The organism is Mesorhizobium sp. CA14 (assembly GCF_020165195.1).
In the GTDB taxonomy this organism is placed as follows: domain Bacteria; phylum Pseudomonadota; class Alphaproteobacteria; order Rhizobiales; family Rhizobiaceae; genus Mesorhizobium.
In genome coordinates this window covers 32,265-56,600 of the sequence record NZ_JAIUHR010000010.1, presented here as the reverse complement: position 1 = coordinate 56,600, position 24,336 = coordinate 32,265, and the positions used below count along the sequence as shown (strand labels likewise).

Genomic DNA, 24,336 nt, shown 5'->3' with positions numbered 1-24,336 from the left:
GATGGGGCCAAATCGGATCGGAAACGTTCATTTGACAAAATACCTCTTCGGACTGTCCTTCGCCTGCAGTCTCATATCCACGACGCCAGCCCGCTTTGCGGGCGCCTTGCTTGCGGCGTCGCTGGCCATGCCGCAGTTCGCCGCCGCCGGCGATTATCAGCTTGGCCCCTTGGACAAGCTCAACATCCGCGTCGCCGAATGGCAGACGGTCGACGGCACGTTCCGCGACTGGTCGGCCATCAATGGCGAGTATTCGATCGGCCCGGGCGGGACGCTCTCGGTGCCGTTCGTCGGCAATCTGCAAGCCGCCGGCAAGACGACGGCGGAGATCGCTTCGGCGATCGGGCTCGCGCTGCAGCGCAAGCTGGCGCTACCCGACAAGCCGGAAGCCTCGGTCGAGATGGCGCAGTTCCGGCCCTTCTACATTTCGGGCGAAGTCCAGAACCCCGGCCAGTTTCCCTTCGTGCCCGATCTGACCGTGCTCAAGGCAATCAGCATTGCCGGCGGCATAAGGCGCAACGCCGACTATGGTCCGCAACTCGGCAAGGATCTGGTCACCGCTAAGGGCAGCTTTGACATCTTTGACGACCAGCGCATCCGCCTGCTGGTCAAGCGAGCCAGGATCGATGCCGACCTTGCCGGTAAGACGAGTTTCGAGGTGCCCAAGGAGATCGAGGGCGATCCGAGACTGGCGACCATCGTCGCCGACGAAATGGCGATCCTGGTCTCCGACCAGAAATCGCTGAAGCTGAAGCTCGATGCCCTCGACGACCTGAAAGGCGTTCTGCAAGCGGAAATCGAATCGCTGCAGAAGAAGATCACCAACCAGCAGAAGCAGGTCGACCTGGCCGAGAAGCAGGCCGACAGCATCGGTCCGCTGGCGCAGAAAGGCCTGGTCGCCAATGCGCGCCTGCTTTCCTCGCAACAGTCGGTGACCGACCTGCAGGGCAAGATCCTCGACTATGAGACGGCGATCCTCACCGCCAAGCAGTCGATCAGCAAGGCTGAGCAGGATGCCATCGACGCCCGGAATTCGCTGAATTCCGGCCTTACCGCCAGCCGTCAGCAGACCGAGGCCGACCTGAACGAGGCGACATTGAAGGCCGGCATGCAGAAGGGCCTGATCGCGCAGGCATCGGACCCCGCGACGGCGGCCAGCATCACCGGCGACCAGGAACCGGCCCTGCTCTATTCGCTGGTGCGGATTGCCGACGGCAAGACGAGCGAGGTCGAGGCCAAGGAAGACACACCTGTCCTGCCGGGCGATGTGATCAAGGTCAAGCTGGCGCCCACGGCCAGCCAGTAGCGCCGCCGCCCCGGCATCGCACAAGGCGAAGCCGGGAACCGGAGGCGGGAGGGACAAGCCAGGCTCGTTCGCGCGCAGCGCGGGCGAGCGATCTGTTTGGACCGCTTGAAGGCATAACATGCAGCCCGCAGCCCCGCGTCATGTGTATCTCAATCTCGACGCCATGCGCGGCGTGGCGGCGATCAGCGTCATGCTCTACCACTTCTCGCCGTTCCTGGCCGACGGCAAGGTGCTGCCGTCGAGCTATCTCGCGGTCGATCTGTTCTTCCTGCTCAGCGGTTTCGTCATCGCGCATGCCTATGACCGCAAGATCGAGAACGGCATGGGCTTCGGCACGTTCGTGGCCATCCGCCTGATCCGGCTCTATCCGCTCTATCTCGCCGGCACGCTGCTCGGCTTCTTCTACCTGCTGGTCAAGAACAGGCTGATGCCGGCCGAATACATGCCGTTGTCCGAAATCGGCATGCAACTGACGACCGGCATGTTCTTCATCCCGCTGGTCAGCGATGACTATCACACGATCTTCCCGCTCAATCCGGCGTCGTGGTCGCTGTTCTTCGAGCTCATCGTCAACATCGCCTATGTCGCGGTCTTCGTGCTCTTGTCGCGGCGCGTGCTGACAGGGATCGTCGCCGTCAGCCTCGTGCTGCTCGTCGTCGCTTCGATCCTCGCCGGCACGCTAGATTTCGGCATGACCGGCAACACCATCCTCAGCGGCCTGCCGCGGGTGACATTCTCCTTCTTCCTGGGCGTGCTGCTCTGCCGGTCGATGACGCGCTGGCAGGGCGGCCTCGGCTTCCTGCGGCGGGGCTTGTGGGTCGAAGGCGCGATCCTGCTCACGCTTGCCGTCTTCGCCATCGCTCCGGCCGGCGGCGCGCGCGTTGTCTACGACCTCGCGGCAATCGTCATCGCCTTCCCGATCATGGTGATGACCGGCGCGGTGGCCCCGACCGCGCCGCTTCTGTCAGGCTTCTATGGCTGGCTCGGGCGGATTTCCTATCCGATCTACATCATCCACACGCCGATGCTGATGATCATCGCCGGGGCCGGCAAGGCCTTCTCGATCGATCCTTTCGCGCATCATCCCTGGTTCGGCATCGTGATGGCGGCCTCGGTCGTCATCATCGCCGATATCGCCACGCGCGTCTATGACGAGCCGGTGCGGCGCTTCCTGCAGCGGCAGATGCAGCGCGCCCGGGCCGTGGCGTAGGAAAGGGCCCAACGGGCAGAATCCGGCATGAAGATTCCGAAATCCATTCTGATCGATCCCGATCGCAACGAGACCTACGGCACCTTCGCCGTCACGGTTTCCATGGTCGCCTTCGCCTACTCGCCCAATTTCGGCCAGATCCTGATTATCGCCTACTACGCGGTCTGGCTGCCGCTGCTGTTCGTCGATTACCGGCGCTTCACCTGGAGGCTATCCAGCGCCTGGCTGCCCATTCTGCTTGCGACCTATGTCTGCTTCTCGGTGTTCTGGTCCCAGGCGGCGGGCATCAGCGCGCGCGCGGCGGTGCAATATTCCTCGCATATCGTCTGCGCCTATGTCGCGGCGCGCACAATCAGCGTGCGCACGCTGGTGGTGGGCTCGCTGATCGGCACCTTCATCGTTCTGCTCTATTCACTCGGAGTCGGCGGTTACGCGCTCGATACGATCGACGGCACGGTCAATTTCGTCGGCGCCTTCGGTTCCAAGAACCAGATCGGCTTCTTCTCTTCGCTCGGGATCTTCTTCTGCCTGGCATTCCTGGTTTTCTACCGGCGCAATTGGCTGGGCTTCGTCTGGACCGCGCCGATCATGCTCTTGTCGGTCTATATGCTGGCCATCGCCCATTCGGCGACATCGGTGGCTTCGCTGCCGGCGGTGATCGGCATCGTGATGCTGCTCACCATGACCAAGGTGCTGTCGCTGCGCTATCGCCGGGTGCTGTTCATCGTCGGCGCCGGCGCGCTGGTGACGGGCATCGCGGCAGCGCTCAACCTCGGCTTGCTGGATGTCGTGCTCGGCATCTTCGGCAAGGATTCGACGCTCACCGGCCGCACCTATCTGTGGGAGCAGGGCTGGGCGGCGGCGCAGGAGCATCCGCTGCTCGGCTATGGCTATGCCGCCTATTGGGTGCAAGGCTTCGCCGATCCTGAGCGGCTGTGGGCGGAATTCTACATCTCGACTCGCTCCGGCTTCCATTTTCACAACACCTATGTCGAGACGCTGGTCGAGATCGGCTTCATCGGCGTCACCTTGCTGGCGCTAGTCATCCTGCGCTCTTTCTACGGCCATGTGTCGAAAGTGGTGTTCGGCGAATGGAGCGCCGATTCGGTGGTGCTTGCCGGCGCGATCGGGCTGATGCTGATCCGCTCCTTCTTCGAGGTCGAGATGCTCGGCCCCTATTTCATGGCGTCCTTCATCGTCTATTACGGCCTGTTCACGCTGACTCCGTTGCCGGCTTTCCGGCGCCGCAGAGTGGCCCTTCCAGCGGAGGACGAGAGTCCTGCCAATGGCCGTATGCCGGCCCCGGTCTGATTTGGAGCAATACCAGGCAAAGTCGGCGGCGGCGTAAACAAAAGCTCTGGACTAGGATTTCACGCGCATTTGCGCGGCAGACCAGTCAGTGCTTTGTGCCGTCGGCGCGACCAAGGTGCGATTCGCCGAGCGGTCCCCGGTTTGGCGGCAATGCGGTTTGGCTAGAACGCTTCACCGTTTCACGGAAACAGCGAACCGCTCTATCTCCTTGTTTTCACGCAATTCCGGGCGGAAGTTACGCCGAAGGCGCCGAACTTACCGCCCATACTTTCCTGGAATTGCTCTAATCGTGCAACTCCCTGGAAATCGGCGGACCAATCACAAAATCGGAAAAGGTCGCCTTGAAACCCTCGCCCTGCGGCGAGCAGCACATCATGCCGACATCGACCGATTTCGAGACCGGGAAGTAGGCCAGCCGCACCGGCTTCCAGTGGCCATCGGAGGCATCCAGATATTGGACGCGGATCGCCTCGGCGTGACGGGTCAAGCGGATCCTGACGCCGTCCGTGCCGGCGGCGATGGCGACCAGCGACCAGTCGGAGGTGTCGTTGGTAACGACGACGGAGAAGTAGGCCAGCCCGTCTGTGTATTCGATGCCGGCCTTGATCCAGTGCGTTTCGCTCAGGCGCAGCATCAGCCCCGCCTGATCGTAGAGCATCTTGTAGTCGCCCTTGACGGTGACCTCGGCGCTGAAATCACCCTCGACGGAGCGGTAGAGGAAATGGCCGTTATCGCGCCAGAAGCCGTAGAAGGTCTCGCGCCAGAAGTCGGTGTCCTTGCCCGTTCGGACGGTGAGCGTGCCCTCGCCGACCGTGTGGTGCGGCGGCGGGTTGAGCCACGTCATGTCGGCCACGCTCATCGATCTCCCCCCGGATTGAATCAGCCGGCGAATGTATAGGCGGTCTTCACCGTGGTGTAGAATTCCATCGCGTAACGGCCCTGTTCGCGCGAACCGTAGCTCGAGCCCTTGCGGCCGCCGAACGGAACATGGAAATCGACGCCCGCCGTCGGCAAATTGACCATCACCATGCCGGCTTCGGAATTGCGCTTGAAATGCGTCGCATGCTTCAGGCTGGTCGTGCAGATGCCGGAGGTGAGGCCGAACGGCGTGTCGTTGGCAACGCTGAGCGCCTCGTCATAATCCTTGACGCGGATGACGTTGGCGACCGGGCCGAAAATCTCCTCGCGCGAGATGCGCATTTCGTTGGTCGAGCCGAGGAACAGTGCCGGCCTCAGATAGAAGCCGGGCGTCTCGCGCTCCAGCCGCTCGCCGCCGAAGGCGAGCTCGGCGCCCTCCTGGCGGCCGATGGCGATATAGTCCTCGTCCTGCTTGAGCTGGGCCTGATCGACGACAGGGCCGATCTGGGTCTTGGCATCGAGCGCATCGCCGATGACGAGCTTGTCCAGACGCTCCTTCACCGCATCGACGAAACGGTCGTGGATGCCCTCGGTGACGATCAGGCGCGACGACGCCGTGCAGCGCTGGCCGGTCGAGAAATAGGCGCCGTTGATCGCGCAATCGACGGCCACCGCAAGGTCGGAGTCATCGAGGACGACGAGCGGGTTCTTGCCGCCCATTTCGAGCTGGAACTTGCGCATATGCTCGACGCTCGCCGCGGCGACACGCTTGCCTGTGCCGACGGATCCGGTGAAGGAGATCGCGTTGACGTCAGGACTATCGAGCATCGCCTGGCCGACCACCGAGCCCTTGCCCATGACGAGATTGAGCACGCCCTTGGGCAGGCCGGCGCGATGCAGGATGTCGACGATGGTCCAGGCGCTTTCGGGGACCAGCTCGGCCGGCTTGAACACGATCGTGTTGCCGTAGGCCAGCGCCGGAGCGATCTTCCAGGCGGGAATGGCGATCGGGAAATTCCACGGCGTGATGATGCCGACGACGCCGACGGCCTCGCGGGTCATCTCGACGCCGACGCCTGGCCGCACACTCGGCACCATCTCGCCCGACAGGCGCAGCGTCTCGCCGGCGAAGAAATCGAATATCTGGGCGGCGCGGATGGTCTCGCCGACGCCCTCGGCCAGCGTCTTGCCCTCTTCGCGCGCCAGCGAGCGGCCGATCTCGTCCTTGCGCGCCATGATCTCGTCGGAGGTCTTCTTCAGCACGGCGTGGCGGGCAAGAGGCCCGGAGCGCGACCAAGCCGGAAAGGCGGCCTTGGCGGCGGCGATGGCCTGCTTGGCTTCCTCCGGCCCGGCCGAAGCGTATTCGCCGACGACGTCATTGGTGTTCGATGGATTGATGTTGCGCGAGCCGGCCTCGCCAAGCCACTCGCCGTCGATCAGGTTCTTGCGCAGCAGGGTCATGTTGTTTTTCCTTGGGTTTTGGTCGCGGCGGCCTTCGGTCGGGTCAATTGTCAGACAAATGATATAGCCATTGCTTGGCAGGAGGTCTACCCGCCATATGCGACAAAGCTAGGACTCAGGTCGAGAACGACCAGAACAGGCAGGCGAGCGTGACCGCGCCGAAGATGACGAAGAACAGGCTTCTGAGCAGGATGTTGCGGCGAAGCTCGTTTATGGTGAGATGCGCCGCCACGATCACTGCCACGAACAGGAAGCGCCAATTGAAGAGCGCCCAAAGCACCTCATGCTGGCCGAAGGCCCATCTGGCGGCCAGCGAGCCGACGATGGTCGCGAACAGCATGATCGTCGCCCAGAAGACCGCATCGGCGGCGTGCGTTAGTACGATTCCGGCGGCGCGGATCGGCAGGATCATCATCAGCATCGCGCCGAAGAAATAAACGGCGGCGATCGCAAGGAAGGAGCCGGCGTCGGCAATACCGTCGAGACGCTTCACGCCGAACGCGCCGTAGGGGTAGCCGTGCCTGGCAACCGCCAAAGAGAGCGCCATCAGTAAGGCGCTCAGAACCGTGATCAGTGCGAATGTGCCGAGGGCCTTGCTCATGCCTTTTCCTGTCGAGACGAATCAACAGGGAGGATTTTAGCCCAGGGCCTTTCGCCCCGCATCGACGACAGTCTAGCCGATCCGATTCCCGCTCTTGGGATCGAACAGATGCAGCGCAGCCGGATCGGCGGCGAGCCGGATCGTGTCGCCCGGCCTCACGTCGCTGCGGCCCATGACGAAGACGCAGACCTGCTGGTTGGCCAGCCTGACATAGAACTGCGTCGACAGGCCGAGCGGCTCGACCACCTCGACCTCGGCCTTCAGCGCGCCGTCGTCGACCAGCTTGATGTGTTCTGGCCGCAGTCCGATGGTGAGGTCATCGCCGTCGCTGATCGGCAGGCCATCCGGCAGCCGCAGCTTCTGGCCGTCAGCGAGCACGGCATCGACCTTGCCACCCTTGGCGACCTCAGCCGGCAAGAAATTCATGCCGGGCGAGCCGATGAAGCCGGCGACGAAGGTGTTGACCGGACGGTCGTAAAGTTCCAGCGGACGGCCGACCTGCTGCACATAGCCGTCATGCATGACGACGATGCGGTCGGCCATGGTCATGGCCTCGACCTGATCATGGGTGACATAGACCGACGTGGTCTTGAGCTGCTGATGCAGCGCCTTTATCTCGGCGCGCATGTGGACGCGCAATTTGGCGTCGAGGTTCGACAGCGGCTCGTCGAACAGGAACACTTTCGGGTCGCGCACGATGGCGCGGCCCATGGCGACGCGCTGGCGCTGGCCGCCGGAGAGCTGGCGCGGCAGGCGGCCGAGATAGGGATCGAGGCCGAGCCGCTTGGCGGCGGCGCCCACCCTGCCGTCGATCGTCGTCTTCTCGGCCTTCTTCAGCATCAGGCTGAAGCCCATGTTGGAGGAGACATCCATATGCGGGTAGAGCGCATAGGACTGGAACACCATGGCGATGTCCCGGTCCTTCGGCGCGACATCGTTGACCAGCCGCTCGCCGATATGGATCTCGCCGCCGGTGACTTCTTCGAGGCCGGCGATCATGCGCAGCAGCGTGGACTTGCCGCAGCCGGACGGGCCGACCAGCACGACGAACTCGCCATCGGCGATCTCGAGATCGACACCGTGCAGGATGCGCAGCGCGCCGTAATCCTTCTCGACGTTTTGCAGCGTGACGGAAGCCATCTTTTATCCTTTGACCGCGCCGGCGGTGAGGCCGGTGACGAGATAGCGTTGCAGGAAGGCGAAGAAGACGCAGACCGGGATGAGCGCCAGGATGGAGGCCGCCATCATCTGCCCCCAGTCGACGGCGAACTTGCCGATGAAGGTGAGCAGGCCGACGGCGAAGGTCTTCTGCTCGTCGCTGGAGATCAGCATCAGCGCGAACAGCAATTCGCTCCAGGCGGCGGTGAAAACGAAGCCCAGCGTGGCGCCCATTCCCGGCAAGGTCAGCGGCACGATCACCCGGCGCATCGCCTGCGCCCGCGTGCAGCCGTCGATCATCGCCGCCTCCTCAAGATCCTTCGGGATGCCGTCGAAGAAGGATTGCATCAGGAAAGTGGCGAAGGCGGTGTTGAAGGCGGTGTAGATGATGATCAGGCCGATCAGGCTGTTGGTCAGGCCGAGATCGCCCATGATGCGGTAGATCGGCGGGATGACCATGACGAGCGGAAAGGTCTGGGTGAGCAGCAACAGGATCGCCAGCGTCGCCTTGCCGCGGAAAGTGAAGCGCGACATGGCATAGCCGGCGAGCGTGGCGATGACGGTGACGAACGCGGCCGTCGACACCGAGACGATGACGCTGTTGAGGAAATAGCGCGGGAAGTCGGAGGCTTCGAGCACGGTGGCGAAGTTCTTCAGCGTCGTCTGCGACGGCCAGAAGGTGATGCCTTCGGAATAGAGCAAGCGCTCGGGCGTCACCGAGATCTTCAGCGTCCAGAAGATCGGGAACAGCGCAAAGATCACATAGGCTGCGACAGCGGCGTACAGGCCGATGCCGCCGAAGATTCGCGAGGAGGTGGAGCGACCAGCGATCATCAGACGTGCCTCACCAGCGTGCGGCGGATGGCGATCAGGCCGATGGCATAGGCGATGAGCAGCACCAGAAGCAGCACCGCGACAGCCGAGGCATAGCCTTTGTCCAGCGACTTGAAGGCGCTGACATAGATGTAGACCGGCACCGTGCTGGTCGATCCCGCCGGTCCGCCCTCGGTCATGACGAAGATCAGGTCGGCGAAAGTGGCGATCCAGATGGTGCGCAGCATGACGGTGATGACGATGGTCGGCGCCAGGAACGGCAGCGTCACCTTGGTGAAGCGCTGCCAGGGTGAAGCGCCGTCGATGGCCGCCGCTTCATGCAATTCGGACGGGATCGACTTCAGCGCGGCAAGCAGCGTGATGGCGAAGAAGGGAATGCCGAACCAGATGTTGGCGACGATCGGCCCCCACATGGCGGTGGCCGGATCGGACAGAATATTCGTCGGCTCCGCTTTCAGGCCAAGCGCGAAGAGCCAATGCGGCAGCGGCCCGATGATCGGGTTGAACAGCCAGGCCCAGGTGAGGCCCGAAAGAAACGACGGCACCGCCCAGGGCAGGAACACGACAGCCTGCACGACCTTGCGGCCGTAGAAGGGCTTGTCGAGGAGCAGCGCCAGGCCGAGGCCAAGGAAGAACTGAAAGAACAGGCTGGCGACCGTCCACCACAGCGTGTTGATCAGCGCCTGGCCGAGCACCTGGTCGGAGAGCATCGCCTGGTACTGGGCGAGGCCGACATATTGCGACTTGAAGGCCGAGAATTTGCGGAAGGAATAGCTGATGCCGATGATCAGCGGCACCAAAAGCACCAGGACCAGCAGGACGATCGCAGGCGATAGATAGAGCCACGGCTCGATCGCGGCCTTGCTCAGCCGTTGCTTTCGCGGCCGGGCGGCGGATCGGATTTCGGAGACGGCGTAGGTCATGCGTCTTGGCTCTACGGTGAAAGATGGGGGCCGGGGACGGCGACAGCGTCCTTCTCCCCGTTCAACGGGGAGAAGATGCCGGCAGGCAGATGAGGGGCGGAGCCAGCCTCTCAGAGGTCAGTGCTGCCCCTCATCCGTCACTTCGTGGCACCTTCTCCCCGTAGAACGGGGAGAAGGAAGAAGCTTACTTCTTGTTCTTGGCCAGCCAGTCCTGCTGTTCCTTGGTCAGGAACTTGGCCCATTCGTCGGCGACATCCTTGGCCGGCTTCTGGCCGAGCAGCACTTCCTGAAAATTCTTGATCGCCACCTGGTCGACGAAGTTGCCGAGGTTCTCCAGATGCGTCGGTGGCGTCACCATTTCATATTTGGAGCTGTCATTGAGCTCGGTGAACCAGCCCTTGAACTGCTCGGTCTTGAAATGCGCGTCCTGGTCGGCGCCGTTGTGGATCGGGACGACGCCGACTTCCTTGGCCCATTCCAGATTGTCCTTGGGCGACAGAAGTGTGGCCATCAGCTTCCAGGCCTCGTCCTTGTGCTGGGAATTGGCGAACATCGCCCAGCCGGCATAGCCCAGCGTCGGATAGGATTTCCCGCTCGGACCCACGGGAAGCGGCGCGACAGCAAAGTCGTCGGCGCTCATCTTGTCGGCGATGCCGAGCAGCGCGTCCGGATCCTGGTTGAGCATGGCGCAGGTGCCGGAATAGAAGCCCGTCACCGTCTCGTTGAAGCCCCAGCTCACGGAATCTTTCGGCGCCAGACCGTTCTTGTACATGTCGGCCAGCATCTGCAGGCCCTTGACCGAGCCTTCGTCATTGATGGTCGAGACACCGTCGTCGGTGAAATAGCCGCCCTTGCCGTCGGCGATGTTCATGAACATGTGCATGCCGTTGAAGGCGCCGGGGCCGCCGCGCAAGCAATAGCCGTATTTGCCGGGGATAGCGGAGATCTTCTTGGAGAAGGAGACGAACTCGTCGAGGTTTTCCGGCGGCCGGTCGAGGCCGGCTTCCTTGAACAGCTTCCTGTTCCAGAACAGCGCGTTCACATAGTAGCCATAAGGGATCATGAACTGCGTGTTGTTGACGGTCGAGCCGAACTGCTTGGCGCGGTCGCCGAGCGTCTTGGCGTCGGGCCACTTGGCCATGTAAGGGCCGAGATCCTCGAGCTGGCCGTTGTTGGCATAGAGGCCCATCCAGCGCTCGGGCATCTCGGCGACGTCGGGCGTATCGCCGGCCTGCACCATGGTGAGGAACTTCTCGAAGGCCTGGCCCCAGGGCAGCGAGACCACCTCCACCTTGATGCCCGGGTTCGCCGTCTCGAATTCGGCGATCTGCTTCTTCAGGAATTCGGTGCGCGGCGGGCTGGTGATGACCTCGACCAGCTTGATGGTGGTGTCGGCCAGCGCGCCGCTGGCGGAAATCGCCAGGCCGGCCACGGCGGCAAACATGAAGGTCAGTTTTTTCATCTTCGGGACTCCCATTTTTGGACGACTATTTTTTTGATTTGTCGAAGGCCTGGGCGATGTCGGCCCAGAGGTCCTCGACATTTTCCAATCCGACGTTGAAGCGGATGGTTCGAGGGCTGACGCCGAAGCGCGCCATCGAATTGATGCCCGGCGTCTGCTCGAGCGAGGCTTTTGCCGGCACGACCAGGCTTTCATGGCCGCCCCAGCTGACGCCGATGCGGAAATATTTCAGCGCGTCGACGAAAGCGGGGATGTCGACATCCTCGGTGACCTCGAAGGAGAACAGCCCGGCATAGCCGGCTAAAGTCTTCTTGCCGGGGTGGTTGGAATAAGCGGGGTGGTTGACCCGCTCGACCTTGCCATGCGCCTTCAGCCGCTCGGCAATGATGAGTCCGCTCTTCATGTGGTGCGGCAGGCGCAGCGGCAGCGTGCGCAGGCCGCGCAGCAACAGCCAGCCTTCGAAGGGCGACAGCTTGCCGCCGAGCTGGGAATAGGTCTGCTCGTTGATGTGCTTGATGTGTGCGGCAGAACCCGCCACCACGCCGGCGACGGTGTCGCTGTGGCCGCCCAGATATTTCGAGGCCGAGTGCAGCACCAGGTCGACTCCATGCGAAATCGGCTTCTGGAAGACGGGGGTCGCCCAGGAATTGTCGATGGTGGTGACGATGCCCTGCTCCTTCGCCAGCCGGGTCAAATGCTCCAGGTCCTGCAGCTCGAACATCATCGAGGTCGGGCTTTCGAGATAGAGCAGCTTGGCGCCGGGAAGTGCCGCGGCAACCGCATCGGGATCGGAACCGTCGACATAGTCGACCTTGATGTGCAAGCGCGGGAACAGCCGCTCGAACAGACGGTATGCGTCGCCATAGCAGTTGCGCACGGCGACCATGCGCTCGCCGGCGCCGACGAAAGCAAGCACCGTGGCGCTGATCGCCGCCATGCCGCTCGAGAAGCCGCGCGCGGCCTCGGCGCCTTCGAGTGTCGCCACGCGCGCCTCGAACTCCATCACCGTCGGGTTGTCGCCGCGCGAATAGATCGGCTGCTTCCTTCTGCCGGCAAAGGTGTCGGCCATGTCGGCGTAGTTGGCGAAGGTGAACAGCGAGGTCTGGTAGATTGGCGGCACCACCGCACCGTCGGGAAACGGATCGTCATGCGCCAGCAGCGTCGCCGCCTCGCCGAGATAGTCGCTGGCCATCGAGGCCGGGTCGAAAGTGCTGGGCTGCTCGTTCATCTGCGGTCCGAAAGTTTGAGGTTGGCAGCGCCGCGCTTCAGATCGTCCTCGACGGTGGCGATGAGCTTCAGCGCCTCGGCGCGAGCGCCATCGGGGTCACGCGCGGCGATGCGGTTGAAGATGGTGCGGTGATAGGGGAAGCTGGCATGGCCGAAGTCGCGCACGCCGAGCGGATGTTCCCAGAAGCGGTGGAACATCTCGTACATGGCGGCGATGATCTGCTCGAAGAGCGGGTTGCCCGAGGCACGGAAGACCGCCTGGTGGAACTCCCAGTCCTCGTCCGAGGACATGCCGGCGCGAGTCTGGAAGGCCTCCTCCATGAGGTCGAGCTTGCGCTCGATCTCGGCGAGCTCGGCCTCGCCGGCACGAATGGCGCAAAGGGCGGCGGCCTCCGACTCCAGCGCGCGGCGGATCTCAAGCGTCGCCATCAGGCCGGCGAAATCATTGCCGCCGGCGAGTGTCAGTGGCATGTGCAGCATATCAGGCGAGACGGCGGCCTTGAGATAGGTGCCCGAGCCCTGCCGCCGCTCGACGAGGCCGAGACCCTCCCAGCGGGTCAGGGCCTCGCGCACCGTGTTGCGGCTGACCTTGAGGCGTTCGGCGAGGATGCGCTCGGTCGGAAGCTTCTCGCCGGGGCCCAGGGCCTCCTGCCGCACGAAGCCCGCCAATGCCTTCAGCACCGCGTCGTCGCGAGCCGTGGTCTGGATGGGGGGCAGCAAATCGGTCACGCCGGCCGAGCCTAAAGTGGTTCAATGGTCCAACCAATTTCTGCATAGGCGGGGGGATGTGTCAACAGTCGAAACGAGACTTGGCCGAACGGCGCGGATTTCCGCCATTCGGCCATCTTTTTTGTTGAGCGATTCCGGACGGAAGCTACGGCGAAGTCGCTCACGCTTCTCCCGGAATCGCTCAGGTTTCAGGCGTGGATGCGCGCCGGCGTGGCCGCCGTGCGCTCTTCGCGCCAGCGCGCGAACATCTCCTCACGCACCCGCCGCGAACCCGTGAGCCGTGCTTTCGCCTCCGCCAGGACGGCCGGCGAGGCCTCAGCCGGTGTGCCGGAGCGGAAGGGAGGCGCCGGCGCATATTCGAGCGAGAGCTGCACGATCTCCGCTTCGGCCTTCCCGAGCAGCCTTGCGACCAGAGCCAGGCCGAAATCGATGCCCGAGGTGACGCCGCCGGCCGTGATCAAATTGCCGTCCTCGACGATGCGCGCATCGACAGGGATAGCGCCGAACTCTTCAAGGAAATCATGCGCATACCAATGCGTGGTGGCGCGCTTGCCCTCGAGCAGCCCGGCCGCGCCGAGCACCAGGGCGCCGCTGCACACCGAGGTGATGTAGCGTGCCTGCGCGGCGCGCTCGCCGATGAAATCGAGAACCGCCTTGTCCTCCAGCAGTGCGTTGACGCCGCCGCCGCCCGGAATGCACAGCACGTCGAGCGGCGGGCAGTCGTCGAAGGTCGTCGTCGGCATGAGGGAAAGACGCGTCGACGACATCACCGGATTGCGATCCTTCCAGATCAATTCCACCTCCGCGCCCTTGACCGTCGCCATGACCTCGTAAGGCCCGGTGAGATCGAGCTGCTGGACGTTGGGAAATACGAGAATGCCGAAACGAAGGGACATGGGAATCTCCACAGGTTGACTCCGGGCAATCTACGACATCATGCTTTGGCACGATCGCCATTCATCCCTCGTTTCAGGCCAACCTCATGCGCCGCATCGAAATCCTCGCCTATCCCGACATCCAGCTCCTCGATGTCAGCGGGCCGCTCCAGGTCTTCGCCAGCGCCAACGACTTCAGGACGCAGGCCGGCGAAGCGCCGGCCTATGAGATCGTCGTCGTCGCCGCGTCGCCGCGGATCAGGACTTCGTCCGGTCTGGTGCTGGAGGCAGCGGCACTGCAGGCGCACGGGAGCGAGATCGACACGGTGATCATACCCGGCGGCTTGGGCGTCAACGCAGCCTGCGAGGATGCCGAGCTGGTCCAATGGATCATCGGCCGCTCGCGCGACGCCACGCGAACGGCCTCCGTCTGCAGCGGCGCCATGCTGCTGGCTGAGGCAGGACTGCTCGACGGTCGCCGCGCGGTTACGCACTGGGGCCGCTGCGTAGAGTTCGCCCGGCGCTTTCCGGCCGTCCGGCTGGAGCCCGACCCGATCTTCATTCGCGACGGCAATGTCTGGACCTCGGCCGGCGTGACGGCGGGCATCGACCTTGCGCTGGCCTTCGTCGAGGCCGACCTTGGCCGGCGTTTGGCGCTGGCCGTGGCGCGCGAGTTGGTCGTCTTCCTGAAACGTCCCGGCGGCCAGGCGCAGTTCAGCCAGACTCTCAAGCTGCAGGAAGGCGACGGGCGCTTCGACCGGCTGCATGGCTGGATCCTGGACAATCTGAGCGGCGACCTTTCCCTGGAGCAACTGGCCGATCGCGCCAATATGAGCCGCCGCAGTTTCTCACGCCGCTATCAGGAGGCAACCGGGCGGACACCCGCCCGTGCCGTCGAGGAGATCCGCATCGAAGCGGCGCGGCAGATGCTGGAGCGGGGGCAGACGGTCAGCCAGACGGCCCGCCGCTGCGGCTTCGGCTCCGAGGAGACGATGCGGCGCGGCTTTCTACGCGTCCTCGGCACCAACCCGCGCGACTACCGCGAGCGTTTCTGACCGCGACTGCTCACGCGAGTGGAATAGTTTCGCGTCATGGCGGATCGCTCGTCACGCCGCACGACAATGTCATCGAGACGGACATGCCCTGCCCGGGCGCGAGCACCGTCAGGCCACTGAGAACCGGCAGGTTGTGGCCGTTGGCCGAGTGGCTCACCGGCTCGAAGCAGAAGAAGTCTTCGCGGTAGTGCGGATCGAACGTCGTGTCGGAGACGAAAAGGAAATAGCGCGACAGCGTCGGAGCGGTCTCGATGCACAGCCGCAAATGCCGTTCGGGCCAAACGATGGAGGCGGCGCCGTCCCAACCTTCAAAACCGTTGTTGACCCATTGGTGCGGCAGCGTTCTCGGATGGTTGAAATCAAGGGCTTCGGGCACCGAGGTGCGGGCGTCCGGAAGCCAGCCCGCTTTTTCCGTCCAATAAGCCTTCGCCGGCGCTGCAAGCGTGGTTGCCGGCGTCAGCGGAAAATAGGCATGCCAGCCGAGCCCGAACGGCATCGGCCGCTCGCCGAGATTGGTCACGGCAAGGATCGCCCTGAAGCTCACCCCTTCGCATTTGAAGCGTTGCGTGGCGCGATAGCGATAAGGTTCTCCCTGAAATTCGAACGACAGCGATGCCTCGGCGTCGCAGCAATCCTCGACACTCCAGTCGCCAAGCCAGCCATCACCATGCAGGTAGTGCTTGTCCCAGGGTGTGTTGGGCTTCAGACGATACTCGGTCCGGTCGAACAGAAAACGATTGCCTTCGATCCTGTTGCCGAACGGGACGAGCGGAAAACAACCGGCCTTCAGCGGATCGCGATCCGAACCTTCTGGCGGCGGGCGCAGCAGCGCTTGCCAGCCATCGCCAGGCTTGGCCTCCAGCCGCCAGACCAACCCGCCTTGCGTCGAGAGCACGCAGCGAAGACGGTCGCTGGCGATCTCGATATCGGCCATGGTCAGCCCTTAATGCCGGTCGCGGCGATGCCGCGCACGAAGTGCCGCTGCAAGGCAAGGAAGAAGAGTGCCGTCGGCAGCGTCGCCACGACGGCGGACGCCATCAACACGCTCTGCTTCATCGACATGCCGGCGCCGCCGACCAATGTCGCCAGGCCGACGGGAAGCGTGCGCGTCTCGTCGGAATTGGTGGCGATCAGCGGCCAGAAGAAATTGTTCCAGCTGGCGACGAAGGTGAAGATCGCCACCGTGGCAAGGCCCGGTTTGGTGAGCGGCAAGAGGATGCGCCAGAAGAAACCGAAACGGCCGCAACCATCCATGATGGCGGCATCCTCGAGTTCCCGCGGCACGGCCTGGAAGAACTGGGTCAGTAGGAAGACGCCGAAGGCGTTGGCCGAGGCCGGCACGGTCAGGCTGAAGATGCTGTCGACCAGGCCGTAGCTGTTCAGGCCGAGGAACAGCGGCACGAAGAGGAGTTCATAGGGCAGCAGGAAGGTCGCGAAGATCACGCCCATGATGACGCGGCGGCCGGGAAATTGCATGCGCGCCAGCGGATAGGCCGCCAAGGCATCGACGGCCAGGGTCAGCGCGGTGGTGAGGATGCCGACGACGGCCGAGTTGCGGAACCAGGTCAGCATGGGGAAGCGCTGGAACAGCGCGCCATAGGCTTCCAGCGTCGGCGCATCCGGGATCCAGGTGGGCGGATAAGCGTAGATCTCGCTTTCCGGCTTGATCGACGTGACCAGCATCCACAGGATCGGCGCGCCCCAGAGCGCCGTCACGACGATCATCAGCACATAGGCGAGCGTGCGCCCGCCAAGCGATTTTCCGGCACGATTGGAGCGCTGGTCCTGCATCAGATCGCCTTCATCAGCTTCATCTGGGCGAGCGAGAAGAGCAGCGTGATCAGGAGCAGCACCACGCCCGCGGCGGCGGCCGGACCCATCTCGAAATTCTGGAAGGCAGTGAGATAGATATACTGCACGATGACGAAGGTGCTCGCCTCCGGCCCGCCCTGCGTCATCACATAGGCCTGGCCGAAGACGCGCCAGCCATTGATGATGGTGAGCGCGGTGACCAGCGCCATGGCCGGCCGCAGCAAAGGCAAGGTGATGTAGACGAAGCGCTGCCAGGGACCGGCGCCGTCGAGCGTGGCGGCATCATGCAATTCCTCGGAAATGTCCTGCAGCGCGGCCAGGAAGATGATCATGTTGGTGTTGACGGTCCACCAGATGGTCGTGATGGCCAAAGCCGGCATCGACCAGTGCGGGTCCTTGAGCCAGGCGATCGGCTCGATGCCGATAGTGGTGAGGTAATAATTGACCAGGCCGGTGCCCTTGTCGAACAGCCAGCCCCACAGGATGCCGACGGTCGAGACCATGACGACATAGGGAAGGAACACCACCGTCCTCACGAAGGCGGTGCCCTTGAGCTTCTGGTCGAGCAGCATGGCCAAAGCCAGGCCGAGCACGACCATCGGAATAGCCGTCAGGAAGACAAAGTAGAAGGTGTTCTTGATCGCGGTCAGGAACAGCGGATCGCCGAAGATCTGCCGGTAATTGTCGAGCCCGATGAATTCGGGCGCGCCGAGGATATCCCAGCGCATGAAGCTGATGCCGATGGCGGCCAGCGTCGGCAAAAGCATGAAGGCGATGAACAGCGCCAGATAGGGCGACAGGAAGAGATAGGCGGCAAGCGTCATGCCGCTGCGCACCGCCCCTCCCTCCCGTGCCGATGCGCGGCGGGCCCTGGAGCGGCCCGCCGGTTGTGATGCCAGGGATGTCATCAGCCCTTCTTCAGCTGCGCGTCGAGACCTTCCTTCATCGCCTTCAAGGCGTCCGGCACCGGCTTCGAGCCGCTGAGCGCCGCCTGCAGGTTGGTGACCAGCGGCGTCGGCTTGTCGAAAGAGAAGACCGAGAGATATTGCGGGATCAGCGGCTCGTAGACGATGTTGGGCAGGTCGTCGACGAAGGACTTGAAGTATTTGTACTGCTCGGTGCCGGTGAAGGCGGCGCTTTCACGCACCGCTTTGCTCTGCGGGATGATGCCGACGGTGGTGGCAGGCGCGGCAAAGTTGTCGAAGAACCACTTCATGAATGTGCCATCGGCGGCGAGCTTGTCGTCGCTTTTCTGCTTCGACACCGCCATGCAATGCGAGTTCGCCCAGACGGCCGCCTTCTGGCCAAACACCGGCAATTGCGCGGTCATGAAATTCATCTTCTGCGCCATGCGCAGATTGACCTCCCAGGGGCCGATGAACTTCATCGCGACCTGCTTGGAAGCAAAGGCGTCCTCGCCCTTGTTGCCGCCGACCTCGGGGTTGGTCACGCCATGCACGTTGATCAGGTCGACGAGATATTGCAGCGCCTTCTGCGAGGCCTCACTGTCGACCGCAGCCAGGCCCTTGTCGTCAAGAAAAGTGCCGCCGAACTGGTACATCAGGCTGAACCAGATCCAGCGCGCGGTCGCCCAGGTGTTCGGCAATTCGAAGCCGTAACGCGTGATCTTGCCGCTGCCGTCCTTGACCGTCAGCTTCTTTGCCCATTCGAGGAATTCCTCGCCGCTCTTCGGCGGCTTGGCCGGATCGAGACCCGCCTCCTGCACCATGTCGACGTTGTAATAGAAGCCGAGCGGATGCACGTCGAGCGGCGCGGCATAGACCTTGCCATCGAAGGTCACCCCGGTGCGGCCGGCATCCGGAACCTGCGACAGGTCGAGACCGGACGAGGCGACGACGTCGTCGATCGGGCGGATGACCTTGCGCGTCGCGAATTCCGGCAGTTCGGTGATGTGGAAGAGCACCAGGTCGGGCGCGCGGCCGCCGGCCGAGGAGACCACCCATTTGGAAAACAACGTGTCCCAGTCATAGCCGGTCGGCTCGACAGTGACGCCCTTGCCGCCCTTGTTGAAGGTATCGATGACGCCGTTGAGCGCGGTGGTGTTGTCGGCGCCGGTCCAGCCATGCCAGAGCGTCACCTTCTCGTCCGCGGCGAAGGCGCCGCGCGGCAACGCGCCCGCCAGCGCGGCGCTTGCACCAAGCGCAAGCGCCTGCCGGCGCGTCAGCAGGGATTTCGCGAAGACATCATTTGCCATTGTTTCCTCCGATCTATGGCTTTGTGTCAGGGGTGGTGAAGCACGCTCAGGCCGCCATCCGCGACGAGGCAGGCGGCGTTGATGAAAGGGCATTCGTCCGAGACGAGAAAGACTGCCGCCATGGCGATCTCCTCAGGCGTGGCGATCCGCCCGCCCGGATGCAGCGCCAGCGTCTTGGCGCGCGCGGCCTCCGGATCGTCGAAGCTGTTCCAGTAGTCGACCACCTTCTGGGTGGCGACATAACCGGGCGCCAGCGCGTTCACGCGGATATTGTCGCCGGCATATTCGATCGCCAGCGATTTGGTCAGGCCGAGCAGAGCATGCTTGGCGACGGGATAGGGAAAGGTGCGCGGGATGATGGTGAAGGCGTGCGTGGAGGCGATGTTGAGGATCACGCCGCCGCCCTGCCCGATCATCCCCGGCAGCGCCGCCTTAGCGCAGTGCCAAGCGCCTTTCACATTGACGTCGAGATTGCGCGCCCAGTCATCCTCGGTGGCTTCGAGCGGCGTCGAAAAGACGTTCATACCGGCATTGTTGATCACGGTATTGACCGGACCGATGGCTTTCGTCGCCGCCGCCATGGCGGCTTCGATTGCCTTGGCATTGGCGATGTCTGCTGCGGCATGCGCGACGTTGCCCAAACGGCCGGCACTTTCGGCGAGCAGGCTCGCGTCGAGGTCGACCAGGAACAGCTCGGCCTCCTCGCGCAGACAGGCCTCGGCGATGGCGTAGCCGATGCCTTGCGCGGCGCCGGTGAGGAAGATGCGTTTTCCCTTAAGACGTCCCATCAGCGCCGCCCCAATGCCGAAGAACGCAGATTGTCGAGGAGCACGGCCAGAAGCAGGATCACGCCTCTGACGATGTATTGGTAGAAGGCCGGGATGTTGAGCAGGTTCATGGCGTTCTCGGCGATGCCCATGATCAGCACACCGACGATGACGCCCGACATCGTCGCCCTGCCGCCGGCAAGCGAGACGCCGCCGAGCACGCAGGCCGAGATCACCGACAGTTCCAGGCCCACCGCGGCGTTGGGCTGACCCGAGGTGATGCGCGAGGCAAGCAGGATGCCGGCGATGCCGCAGACCACGCCCTGGAGCGTGAAGATCCAGATGCGCGTCCGGTCGACATTGACGCCGGCAAGGCGCGAAGCCTCCGGATTGCCGCCGATGGCAAGCGTGTTCTTGCCGAAGACGGTGCTGTTGAGCACAAAGCCGAAAATGGCGAAGAGCACCGCCAGCACCCAGATCGGCGTCGGGATGCCGAGCAGCTTCGAGAGGGCCAGCTGGTAGAAGTCCGGGCTGTTGATGCCCACGGCGCGGCCGTCCGACGAGATCAGCGCGAAACCGCGCACGATCTGCATGGTGGCCAGAGTGGTGATCAGGGCGTTGATGCGGAACTTGGCGATGACGACGCCATTGACCCAGCCGACGACGGCGCCGCAGGCGATGGCCGCGACGAGGCCAAGCAGGATCGAGCCGGTTGCGTTCGAGGCCATCACCGCGACCATTCCGGCAAAGGCGACGATGGAGCCGACCGACAGGTCGAAGTCGCGCGCCGCGAGGCAGAACATCATCGTGCAGGCGACGATGCCGACGGTGACCACGGACTGAAGCAGACCGAGCATGTTGCGGTCGGTGAGGAAGTTCGGCACGAGCAGCGACACCAGCGCGAAGGCGACAATGAAGATGACGGCGAGGCCTTGTTCGCCGAGCAGGATCTTCTTCAGCCGACTGGTCATTAGAAGTCCTCAGGATGCGATCGCGTCGGGGGTTTTCTTGTCGGGGAGCGCCGCGGCCAGGATCGCCTTTTCGGCGAACTGATCGCGCGCGAGCTCGGCGCTGATGCGCCCACCGCACATCACCAGGATGCGGTCGCAAATGCCCATCACTTCCGGCAGCTCGGAGGAGACGACGACGATCGCCATGCCCTCATCGGCCAGCTGGTAGAGCAGCTCGTAGATCTCCGATTTGGCGCCGACATCGATGCCGCGTGTCGGCTCATCGACGATGAGCACGCGGATGTTCTGCTCCGACAGCCAGCGGCCGAGGATGACCTTCTGCTGGTTGCCGCCGGAGAGATTGACGATGTCCTGCTTGCGCGACGGCGTGCGCACCTTGAGCTTCTTGATGAAGGTTTCAGCTGTCGCGATCTCGCTGGTCCGGCTAAGCACGCCGAAGCGCGTGTGATGGCGCCTGGACGAGATGTTGATGTTCTCCTCGATCGAGCGGCCCTGGATGATGCCGTCATGCTTGCGGTCCTCCGAGCACAGCACGATGCCGGCCCTGATCGCGTCATGCGGGCTGGCGGCGGCAACCGCCTTGCCGTCAACCGTGATCGTCCCACCCGAACGCGGGTCGGCGCCGAAGACAAGCCGCATCAGTTCGGATTGGCCAGCGCCGATGAGGCCGAAGAAGCCGACGATCTCGCCGGCGCGGGCTTCGAAGCTTGCCGGCGTGCGCAGCCTGGCGCCGCTCAGTTTGTCGACCTTTAGGCGAACCTCTCCCCTCTTGCGCGGCCGAAAACCCCAGATGTCGGAAATCTCGCGGCCGACCATTTCGGCCACGACCTGATCGCGGGTGACATCCTTCAGCGATTGATGATGCGCTGCAAGCTTGCCGTCGCGCAGCACCGTCAGGCTGTCGCAGAGCCGGAACACCTCGTCGAGGCGGTGCGAGACATAGATGATGACCTTGCCCTCGCCGCGCAGCCGGCCGATCAGCGCGAACAAGATCTCGCTTTCGCGCGAGGACAGCGACGAGGTCGGCTCGTCAAGCGCGATCACGCGGGCGTCGAGCATCACCGCCTTGGCGATCTCGACCATCTGGCGCTCGCCGATCGAGAGCGTCTTGACCTTGCGGCGCATGTCGATATCGATGCCGGCCGATTTCAGCTTGGCGCCGACATCATCGAGCATGCGGCGGCGGGCGATCACGCCGGCGCTTGCCGGAAAGCGTCCGAGGCTGAGATTCTCGGCGACGCTCAGCTCGGGCACCAGCTGCAATTCCTGGTGGATGACGATGACGCCATTGTCGAAGGCATTCCTGGTCGAGGCATAGGCCTGGACCTTGCCGTCGATGCTTATCTCGCCGGCATCGGCATGCTGGTCGCCGGACAGAATCTTGATGAGGGTGGATTTGCCGGCGCCGTTCTCACCCATCAATCCGTGCACGGCGCCCTTTTCGACGCCGAACGACACATCGGACAGAGCCCTGACGCCCGGATAGGTCTTGGTGATGTTGGAGAATTCGAGAAAGGACACGGGGCTTCGATCCTTCTTGGGCATGCCAAACAGGCGGCGGCACCAAGCCGCCGCCTGTTTGTACAGGGAGGACTATTCGATGCCGAGGTCCTTGCGCACCTTCTGGTAATCGTCGCGCTTGGCCAGCGCGCCGGCGGTCAGCGTCAGCTTCGCCGGCTCCTTGTTGTTGGCGATCCAGTCATACATGTCGAGCGCCGTCTCGTAGCCGTGGCGCTTGGGCGAGATGATCACCGTGCCGACGAAGCCGGTGGCGGCGGGCTTCTTGAACTCGTTGATCGCCGATTCCGCGCCGCCGATGCCGACGCCGATCATGCCGTCCGCCGGAATGCCGACGCTTTCGGAAGCGCGCACGGCGCCCAGCACCGCCTCGTCATTGAGGCCGAAGGCAATCCACTTCTTGATGTCGGCATGGGCGTTGAGCACCACGGTCGCGGCATTGAGCGCGGCTTCCGTGTCGGTCTTGGCCTGCGGGGCGTCGAAGATGTTTTCGGCCTTGAAGCCGGCGGCCTTCAGCACCGAGATCGCGCCTTCGACGCGGTCGACGGCGGTCGGCAGCTGGTCGTACGAAACGCGGATCGCGCCGACCTCGTCCATCTTCCAGCCGCGCGACTTCATCTCGTCGACGATGGCCTGACCCACGGCCTCGCCGATCTTGGTGGCGGAGATGCCCATATGCGGCACATCCTCCAGCGGCTTACCGTCGGCGCCGACGAGGCGGTCGTCGACCGTCATCAGCTTGAGATTGTCGGCGGCGGCCTTGGCGACGATGCCGGGGCCGAGCTTCACATCCGGCGTGCAGACGACGAAGCCCTGCGCTCCTTGAGCGCCCAGATTGTCGATCGCCGACATCAGCTTCTCGCCGTCCTCAGCGCCGATCTTGACGAGAGTAAAACCCTTTTCCTTGGCGGCCTGGTCGGCGAACTTCCATTCGTCCTGGAACCAGGGCTCCTCCGGCTGTTTGACGATGAAGCCGATCTTGGTGTCCTGAGCGTAGGCCGACGCGATCGTGGTGACCGACAAAACGGCGAGAGCACCCGCGACGAGCGCGGTTTTCAAAAGTCGCATGATTACCTCCCAGCAAACAGCCGGGCGCCCAGCCCGGATTGGCAGTGTGTAATCAATTTTATCATACCCGTCAATTGATCTGGTATGATAAATGAGGTAGGTAGTCCGATAAGTAGTCGCTGGCGCAAATCACTCGCATCCGCTAAGGCCGGACCAATTGCGCGCAAACCGAACGGTTCGCTGCCTTGGAGGAGGGGCTGAGGTGAACGAAACACCGAAGAAGGCTGACGAAGACACGGAAACGCGCGAGACGGCGCGCCGTCCGCGCGTCATGCCCGACGTGACCAAGGCGATCGCCTCCGACATATTCTCCGGACGATATCCGGCCGGGTCGTCACTGCCGACCGAGAACGATCTCGGCATCGAATATGGCGTCAGCCGCACCGTCATCCGCGAAGCGCTGAAAGTGCTGGCGGCCAAGGGGCTGGTGCTGTCCCGGCCACGCGTCGGCACGGTGGTATGCGACCAGGACAACTGGAACATCATCGACCCGCAGGTGCTGGCCTGGCATGCGCCGCATGCGCTGGACGACAAGCTGTTCGACGCGATCCTGGAAACCCGCCGCGCCATCGAGCCGCTGGTCGCCGAACTTGCGGCAACGCGCGCGACGCTGCAGGAGATCGCCGATCTCGAACTGGCTTGGCAAGGCATGGCCGGCGCAGGCGAGGACCTGACGCAGTTCTCGCGCTCCGACATCGTCTTCCACCAGATCGTCTATGGCGCGAGCCACAACCCGATCTTCCGCCAGATAGGCAAGCTGATCGACACGGCGCTGTTGTTTTCGCTGGAAGCCACCGCAACGATCTCGCCGGTCAGGCGCAGGGAAGCGGCGGCGGCGCATGGCGAAGTGGTCGAGGCCTTGCGCATGCGCGACGCCGTCGCCGCGCGCAACGCGGCGAACAAGATACTCGACCTTGCCGCGCGCGACCTCGTCAGCGCCAAGAAACTGAAGAACAACTGAGACCGGCCGGCCGC

At 63.6% G+C, this 24,336-nt stretch carries 23 protein-coding genes; 5 read left to right on the top strand and 18 right to left on the bottom strand.

The genetic code is table 11. From position 1 onward, the window contains the following. Positions 1 to 127: 127 nt before the first annotated feature. The 3 genes from LB565_RS13425 to LB565_RS13415 all read left to right on the top strand — a co-directional run bounded on the left by LB565_RS13425 (position 128) and on the right by LB565_RS13415 (position 3,827). Entirely contained in the window at positions 128 to 1,306 is a 1,179-nt protein-coding gene (locus LB565_RS13425) for a polysaccharide biosynthesis/export family protein (protein WP_224584806.1), read from the top strand. 118 nt (positions 1,307 to 1,424) lie between these two features. Continuing rightward, positions 1,425 to 2,516: an acyltransferase family protein gene (locus LB565_RS13420; protein WP_224584642.1), complete on the top strand. Its 1,092-nt coding sequence runs from the start codon at positions 1,425 to 1,427 to the stop codon at positions 2,514 to 2,516. 27 nt (positions 2,517 to 2,543) lie between these two features. Then, a complete protein-coding gene (locus LB565_RS13415) occupies positions 2,544 to 3,827 on the top strand; it encodes an O-antigen ligase family protein (protein ID WP_224584639.1) in 1,284 nt (427 codons plus the stop codon). A 283-nt stretch (positions 3,828 to 4,110) separates the two neighbouring features. On the opposite strand, the gene LB565_RS13410 is transcribed toward LB565_RS13415, so the two are convergent. The 10 genes from LB565_RS13410 to LB565_RS13365 form a co-directional block, all read right to left on the bottom strand. After that, complete coding sequence (locus LB565_RS13410; RefSeq protein ID WP_224584637.1) at positions 4,111 to 4,686, bottom strand: DUF1349 domain-containing protein; 576 nt, start codon at positions 4,684 to 4,686, stop codon at positions 4,111 to 4,113. 20 nt (positions 4,687 to 4,706) lie between these two features. After that, complete coding sequence (locus tag LB565_RS13405; protein ID WP_224584634.1) at positions 4,707 to 6,146, bottom strand: aldehyde dehydrogenase family protein; 1,440 nt, start codon at positions 6,144 to 6,146, stop codon at positions 4,707 to 4,709. A gap of 115 nt (positions 6,147 to 6,261) precedes the next feature. Next, positions 6,262 to 6,747, bottom strand: a complete 486-nt coding sequence (locus LB565_RS13400) for a hypothetical protein (protein ID WP_224584632.1) — start codon at positions 6,745 to 6,747, stop codon at positions 6,262 to 6,264. Positions 6,748 to 6,819: 72 nt separating this feature from the next. After that, positions 6,820 to 7,887 (bottom strand): ABC transporter ATP-binding protein, encoded by a 1,068-nt coding sequence (locus LB565_RS13395; RefSeq protein ID WP_224584630.1) that lies wholly within the window; start codon positions 7,885 to 7,887, stop codon positions 6,820 to 6,822. A 3-nt stretch (positions 7,888 to 7,890) separates the two neighbouring features. Further along, entirely contained in the window at positions 7,891 to 8,739 is an 849-nt protein-coding gene (locus LB565_RS13390) for a carbohydrate ABC transporter permease (RefSeq protein ID WP_224584628.1), read from the bottom strand. Further along, positions 8,739 to 9,662, bottom strand: coding sequence for a carbohydrate ABC transporter permease (locus LB565_RS13385; protein ID WP_224584626.1), 924 nt, complete (start codon positions 9,660 to 9,662; stop codon positions 8,739 to 8,741). The genes LB565_RS13390 and LB565_RS13385 overlap by 1 nt, the downstream gene beginning before the upstream one ends. A gap of 184 nt (positions 9,663 to 9,846) precedes the next feature. Next, positions 9,847 to 11,124, bottom strand: a complete 1,278-nt coding sequence (locus LB565_RS13380; RefSeq protein ID WP_224584625.1) for an ABC transporter substrate-binding protein — start codon at positions 11,122 to 11,124, stop codon at positions 9,847 to 9,849. 25 nt (positions 11,125 to 11,149) lie between these two features. Further along, positions 11,150 to 12,352 carry a PLP-dependent transferase gene (locus tag LB565_RS13375; protein ID WP_224584624.1) on the bottom strand — a complete coding sequence of 401 codons (1,203 nt, stop codon included), beginning with the start codon at positions 12,350 to 12,352 and terminating at the stop codon, positions 11,150 to 11,152. Further along, a complete protein-coding gene (locus LB565_RS13370) occupies positions 12,349 to 13,080 on the bottom strand; it encodes a FadR/GntR family transcriptional regulator (RefSeq protein WP_224584623.1) in 732 nt (243 codons plus the stop codon). Before LB565_RS13370 ends, LB565_RS13375 begins: the two co-directional genes overlap by 4 nt. Before the next feature lie 188 nt (positions 13,081 to 13,268). Then, complete coding sequence (locus LB565_RS13365) at positions 13,269 to 13,976, bottom strand: DJ-1/PfpI family protein (protein WP_224584622.1); 708 nt, start codon at positions 13,974 to 13,976, stop codon at positions 13,269 to 13,271. Between the two features lie 86 nt (positions 13,977 to 14,062). Between LB565_RS13365 and LB565_RS13360 the strand changes: the two genes are divergently transcribed. Next, positions 14,063 to 15,010, top strand: a complete 948-nt coding sequence (locus tag LB565_RS13360; RefSeq protein WP_224584621.1) for a GlxA family transcriptional regulator — start codon at positions 14,063 to 14,065, stop codon at positions 15,008 to 15,010. Between the two features lie 34 nt (positions 15,011 to 15,044). On the opposite strand, the gene LB565_RS13355 is transcribed toward LB565_RS13360, so the two are convergent. The 8 genes from LB565_RS13355 to LB565_RS13320 form a co-directional block, all read right to left on the bottom strand. Continuing rightward, on the bottom strand, positions 15,045 to 15,944 hold the full coding sequence (locus LB565_RS13355; RefSeq protein ID WP_224584620.1) for an aldose 1-epimerase: 900 nt from the start codon (positions 15,942 to 15,944) through the stop codon (positions 15,045 to 15,047). Between the two features lie 2 nt (positions 15,945 to 15,946). After that, entirely contained in the window at positions 15,947 to 16,801 is an 855-nt protein-coding gene (locus tag LB565_RS13350) for a carbohydrate ABC transporter permease (RefSeq protein ID WP_224584619.1), read from the bottom strand. Next, the gene (locus LB565_RS13345; protein WP_224584618.1) at positions 16,801 to 17,658 is read right to left on the bottom strand and encodes a carbohydrate ABC transporter permease; all 858 of its coding nucleotides are present in this window, start codon (positions 17,656 to 17,658) and stop codon (positions 16,801 to 16,803) included. Before LB565_RS13345 ends, LB565_RS13350 begins: the two co-directional genes overlap by 1 nt. Before the next feature lie 71 nt (positions 17,659 to 17,729). Next, complete coding sequence (locus LB565_RS13340; RefSeq protein WP_224584617.1) at positions 17,730 to 19,037, bottom strand: ABC transporter substrate-binding protein; 1,308 nt, start codon at positions 19,035 to 19,037, stop codon at positions 17,730 to 17,732. Positions 19,038 to 19,063: 26 nt separating this feature from the next. Next, positions 19,064 to 19,828, bottom strand: a complete 765-nt coding sequence (locus tag LB565_RS13335) for an SDR family oxidoreductase (RefSeq protein WP_224584805.1) — start codon at positions 19,826 to 19,828, stop codon at positions 19,064 to 19,066. Further along, positions 19,825 to 20,775 carry an L-arabinose ABC transporter permease AraH gene (gene araH / locus LB565_RS13330; protein ID WP_224584616.1) on the bottom strand — a complete coding sequence of 317 codons (951 nt, stop codon included), beginning with the start codon at positions 20,773 to 20,775 and terminating at the stop codon, positions 19,825 to 19,827. Before araH ends, LB565_RS13335 begins: the two co-directional genes overlap by 4 nt. A 9-nt stretch (positions 20,776 to 20,784) precedes the next feature. Then, a complete protein-coding gene (gene araG / locus LB565_RS13325) occupies positions 20,785 to 22,296 on the bottom strand; it encodes an L-arabinose ABC transporter ATP-binding protein AraG (RefSeq protein WP_318012155.1) in 1,512 nt (503 codons plus the stop codon). Between the two features lie 72 nt (positions 22,297 to 22,368). After that, positions 22,369 to 23,361 (bottom strand): arabinose ABC transporter substrate-binding protein, encoded by a 993-nt coding sequence (locus LB565_RS13320; protein WP_224584612.1) that lies wholly within the window; start codon positions 23,359 to 23,361, stop codon positions 22,369 to 22,371. A 271-nt stretch (positions 23,362 to 23,632) separates the two neighbouring features. Between LB565_RS13320 and LB565_RS13315 the strand changes: the two genes are divergently transcribed. Then, positions 23,633 to 24,322, top strand: coding sequence for a FadR/GntR family transcriptional regulator (locus tag LB565_RS13315; protein WP_224584795.1), 690 nt, complete (start codon positions 23,633 to 23,635; stop codon positions 24,320 to 24,322). Positions 24,323 to 24,336: the final 14 nt, after the last annotated feature.

Excerpts from the sequence above, each read along its gene's own strand:
- LB565_RS13425 (WP_224584806.1), top strand. The coding sequence starts at position 128 with ATGCCGCAGTTCGCCGCCGCCGGCGATTATCAGCTTGGCCCCTTGGAC.
- LB565_RS13420 (WP_224584642.1), top strand. The coding sequence starts at position 1,425 with ATGCAGCCCGCAGCCCCGCGTCATGTGTATCTCAATCTCGACGCCATG.
- LB565_RS13415 (WP_224584639.1), top strand. The coding sequence starts at position 2,544 with ATGAAGATTCCGAAATCCATTCTGATCGATCCCGATCGCAACGAGACC.
- LB565_RS13410 (WP_224584637.1), bottom strand. The coding sequence starts at position 4,686 with ATGAGCGTGGCCGACATGACGTGGCTCAACCCGCCGCCGCACCACACG.
- LB565_RS13405 (WP_224584634.1), bottom strand. The coding sequence starts at position 6,146 with ATGACCCTGCTGCGCAAGAACCTGATCGACGGCGAGTGGCTTGGCGAG.
- LB565_RS13400 (WP_224584632.1), bottom strand. The coding sequence starts at position 6,747 with ATGAGCAAGGCCCTCGGCACATTCGCACTGATCACGGTTCTGAGCGCC.
- LB565_RS13395 (WP_224584630.1), bottom strand. The coding sequence starts at position 7,887 with ATGGCTTCCGTCACGCTGCAAAACGTCGAGAAGGATTACGGCGCGCTG.
- LB565_RS13390 (WP_224584628.1), bottom strand. The coding sequence starts at position 8,739 with ATGATCGCTGGTCGCTCCACCTCCTCGCGAATCTTCGGCGGCATCGGC.
- LB565_RS13385 (WP_224584626.1), bottom strand. The coding sequence starts at position 9,662 with ATGACCTACGCCGTCTCCGAAATCCGATCCGCCGCCCGGCCGCGAAAG.
- LB565_RS13380 (WP_224584625.1), bottom strand. The coding sequence starts at position 11,124 with ATGAAAAAACTGACCTTCATGTTTGCCGCCGTGGCCGGCCTGGCGATT.
- LB565_RS13375 (WP_224584624.1), bottom strand. The coding sequence starts at position 12,352 with ATGAACGAGCAGCCCAGCACTTTCGACCCGGCCTCGATGGCCAGCGAC.
- LB565_RS13365 (WP_224584622.1), bottom strand. The coding sequence starts at position 13,976 with ATGTCCCTTCGTTTCGGCATTCTCGTATTTCCCAACGTCCAGCAGCTC.
- LB565_RS13360 (WP_224584621.1), top strand. The coding sequence starts at position 14,063 with ATGCGCCGCATCGAAATCCTCGCCTATCCCGACATCCAGCTCCTCGAT.
- LB565_RS13355 (WP_224584620.1), bottom strand. The coding sequence starts at position 15,944 with ATGGCCGATATCGAGATCGCCAGCGACCGTCTTCGCTGCGTGCTCTCG.
- LB565_RS13350 (WP_224584619.1), bottom strand. The coding sequence starts at position 16,801 with ATGCAGGACCAGCGCTCCAATCGTGCCGGAAAATCGCTTGGCGGGCGC.
- LB565_RS13340 (WP_224584617.1), bottom strand. The coding sequence starts at position 19,037 with ATGGCAAATGATGTCTTCGCGAAATCCCTGCTGACGCGCCGGCAGGCG.
- araH (WP_224584616.1), bottom strand. The coding sequence starts at position 20,775 with ATGACCAGTCGGCTGAAGAAGATCCTGCTCGGCGAACAAGGCCTCGCC.
- LB565_RS13320 (WP_224584612.1), bottom strand. The coding sequence starts at position 23,361 with ATGCGACTTTTGAAAACCGCGCTCGTCGCGGGTGCTCTCGCCGTTTTG.
- LB565_RS13315 (WP_224584795.1), top strand. The coding sequence starts at position 23,633 with ATGCCCGACGTGACCAAGGCGATCGCCTCCGACATATTCTCCGGACGA.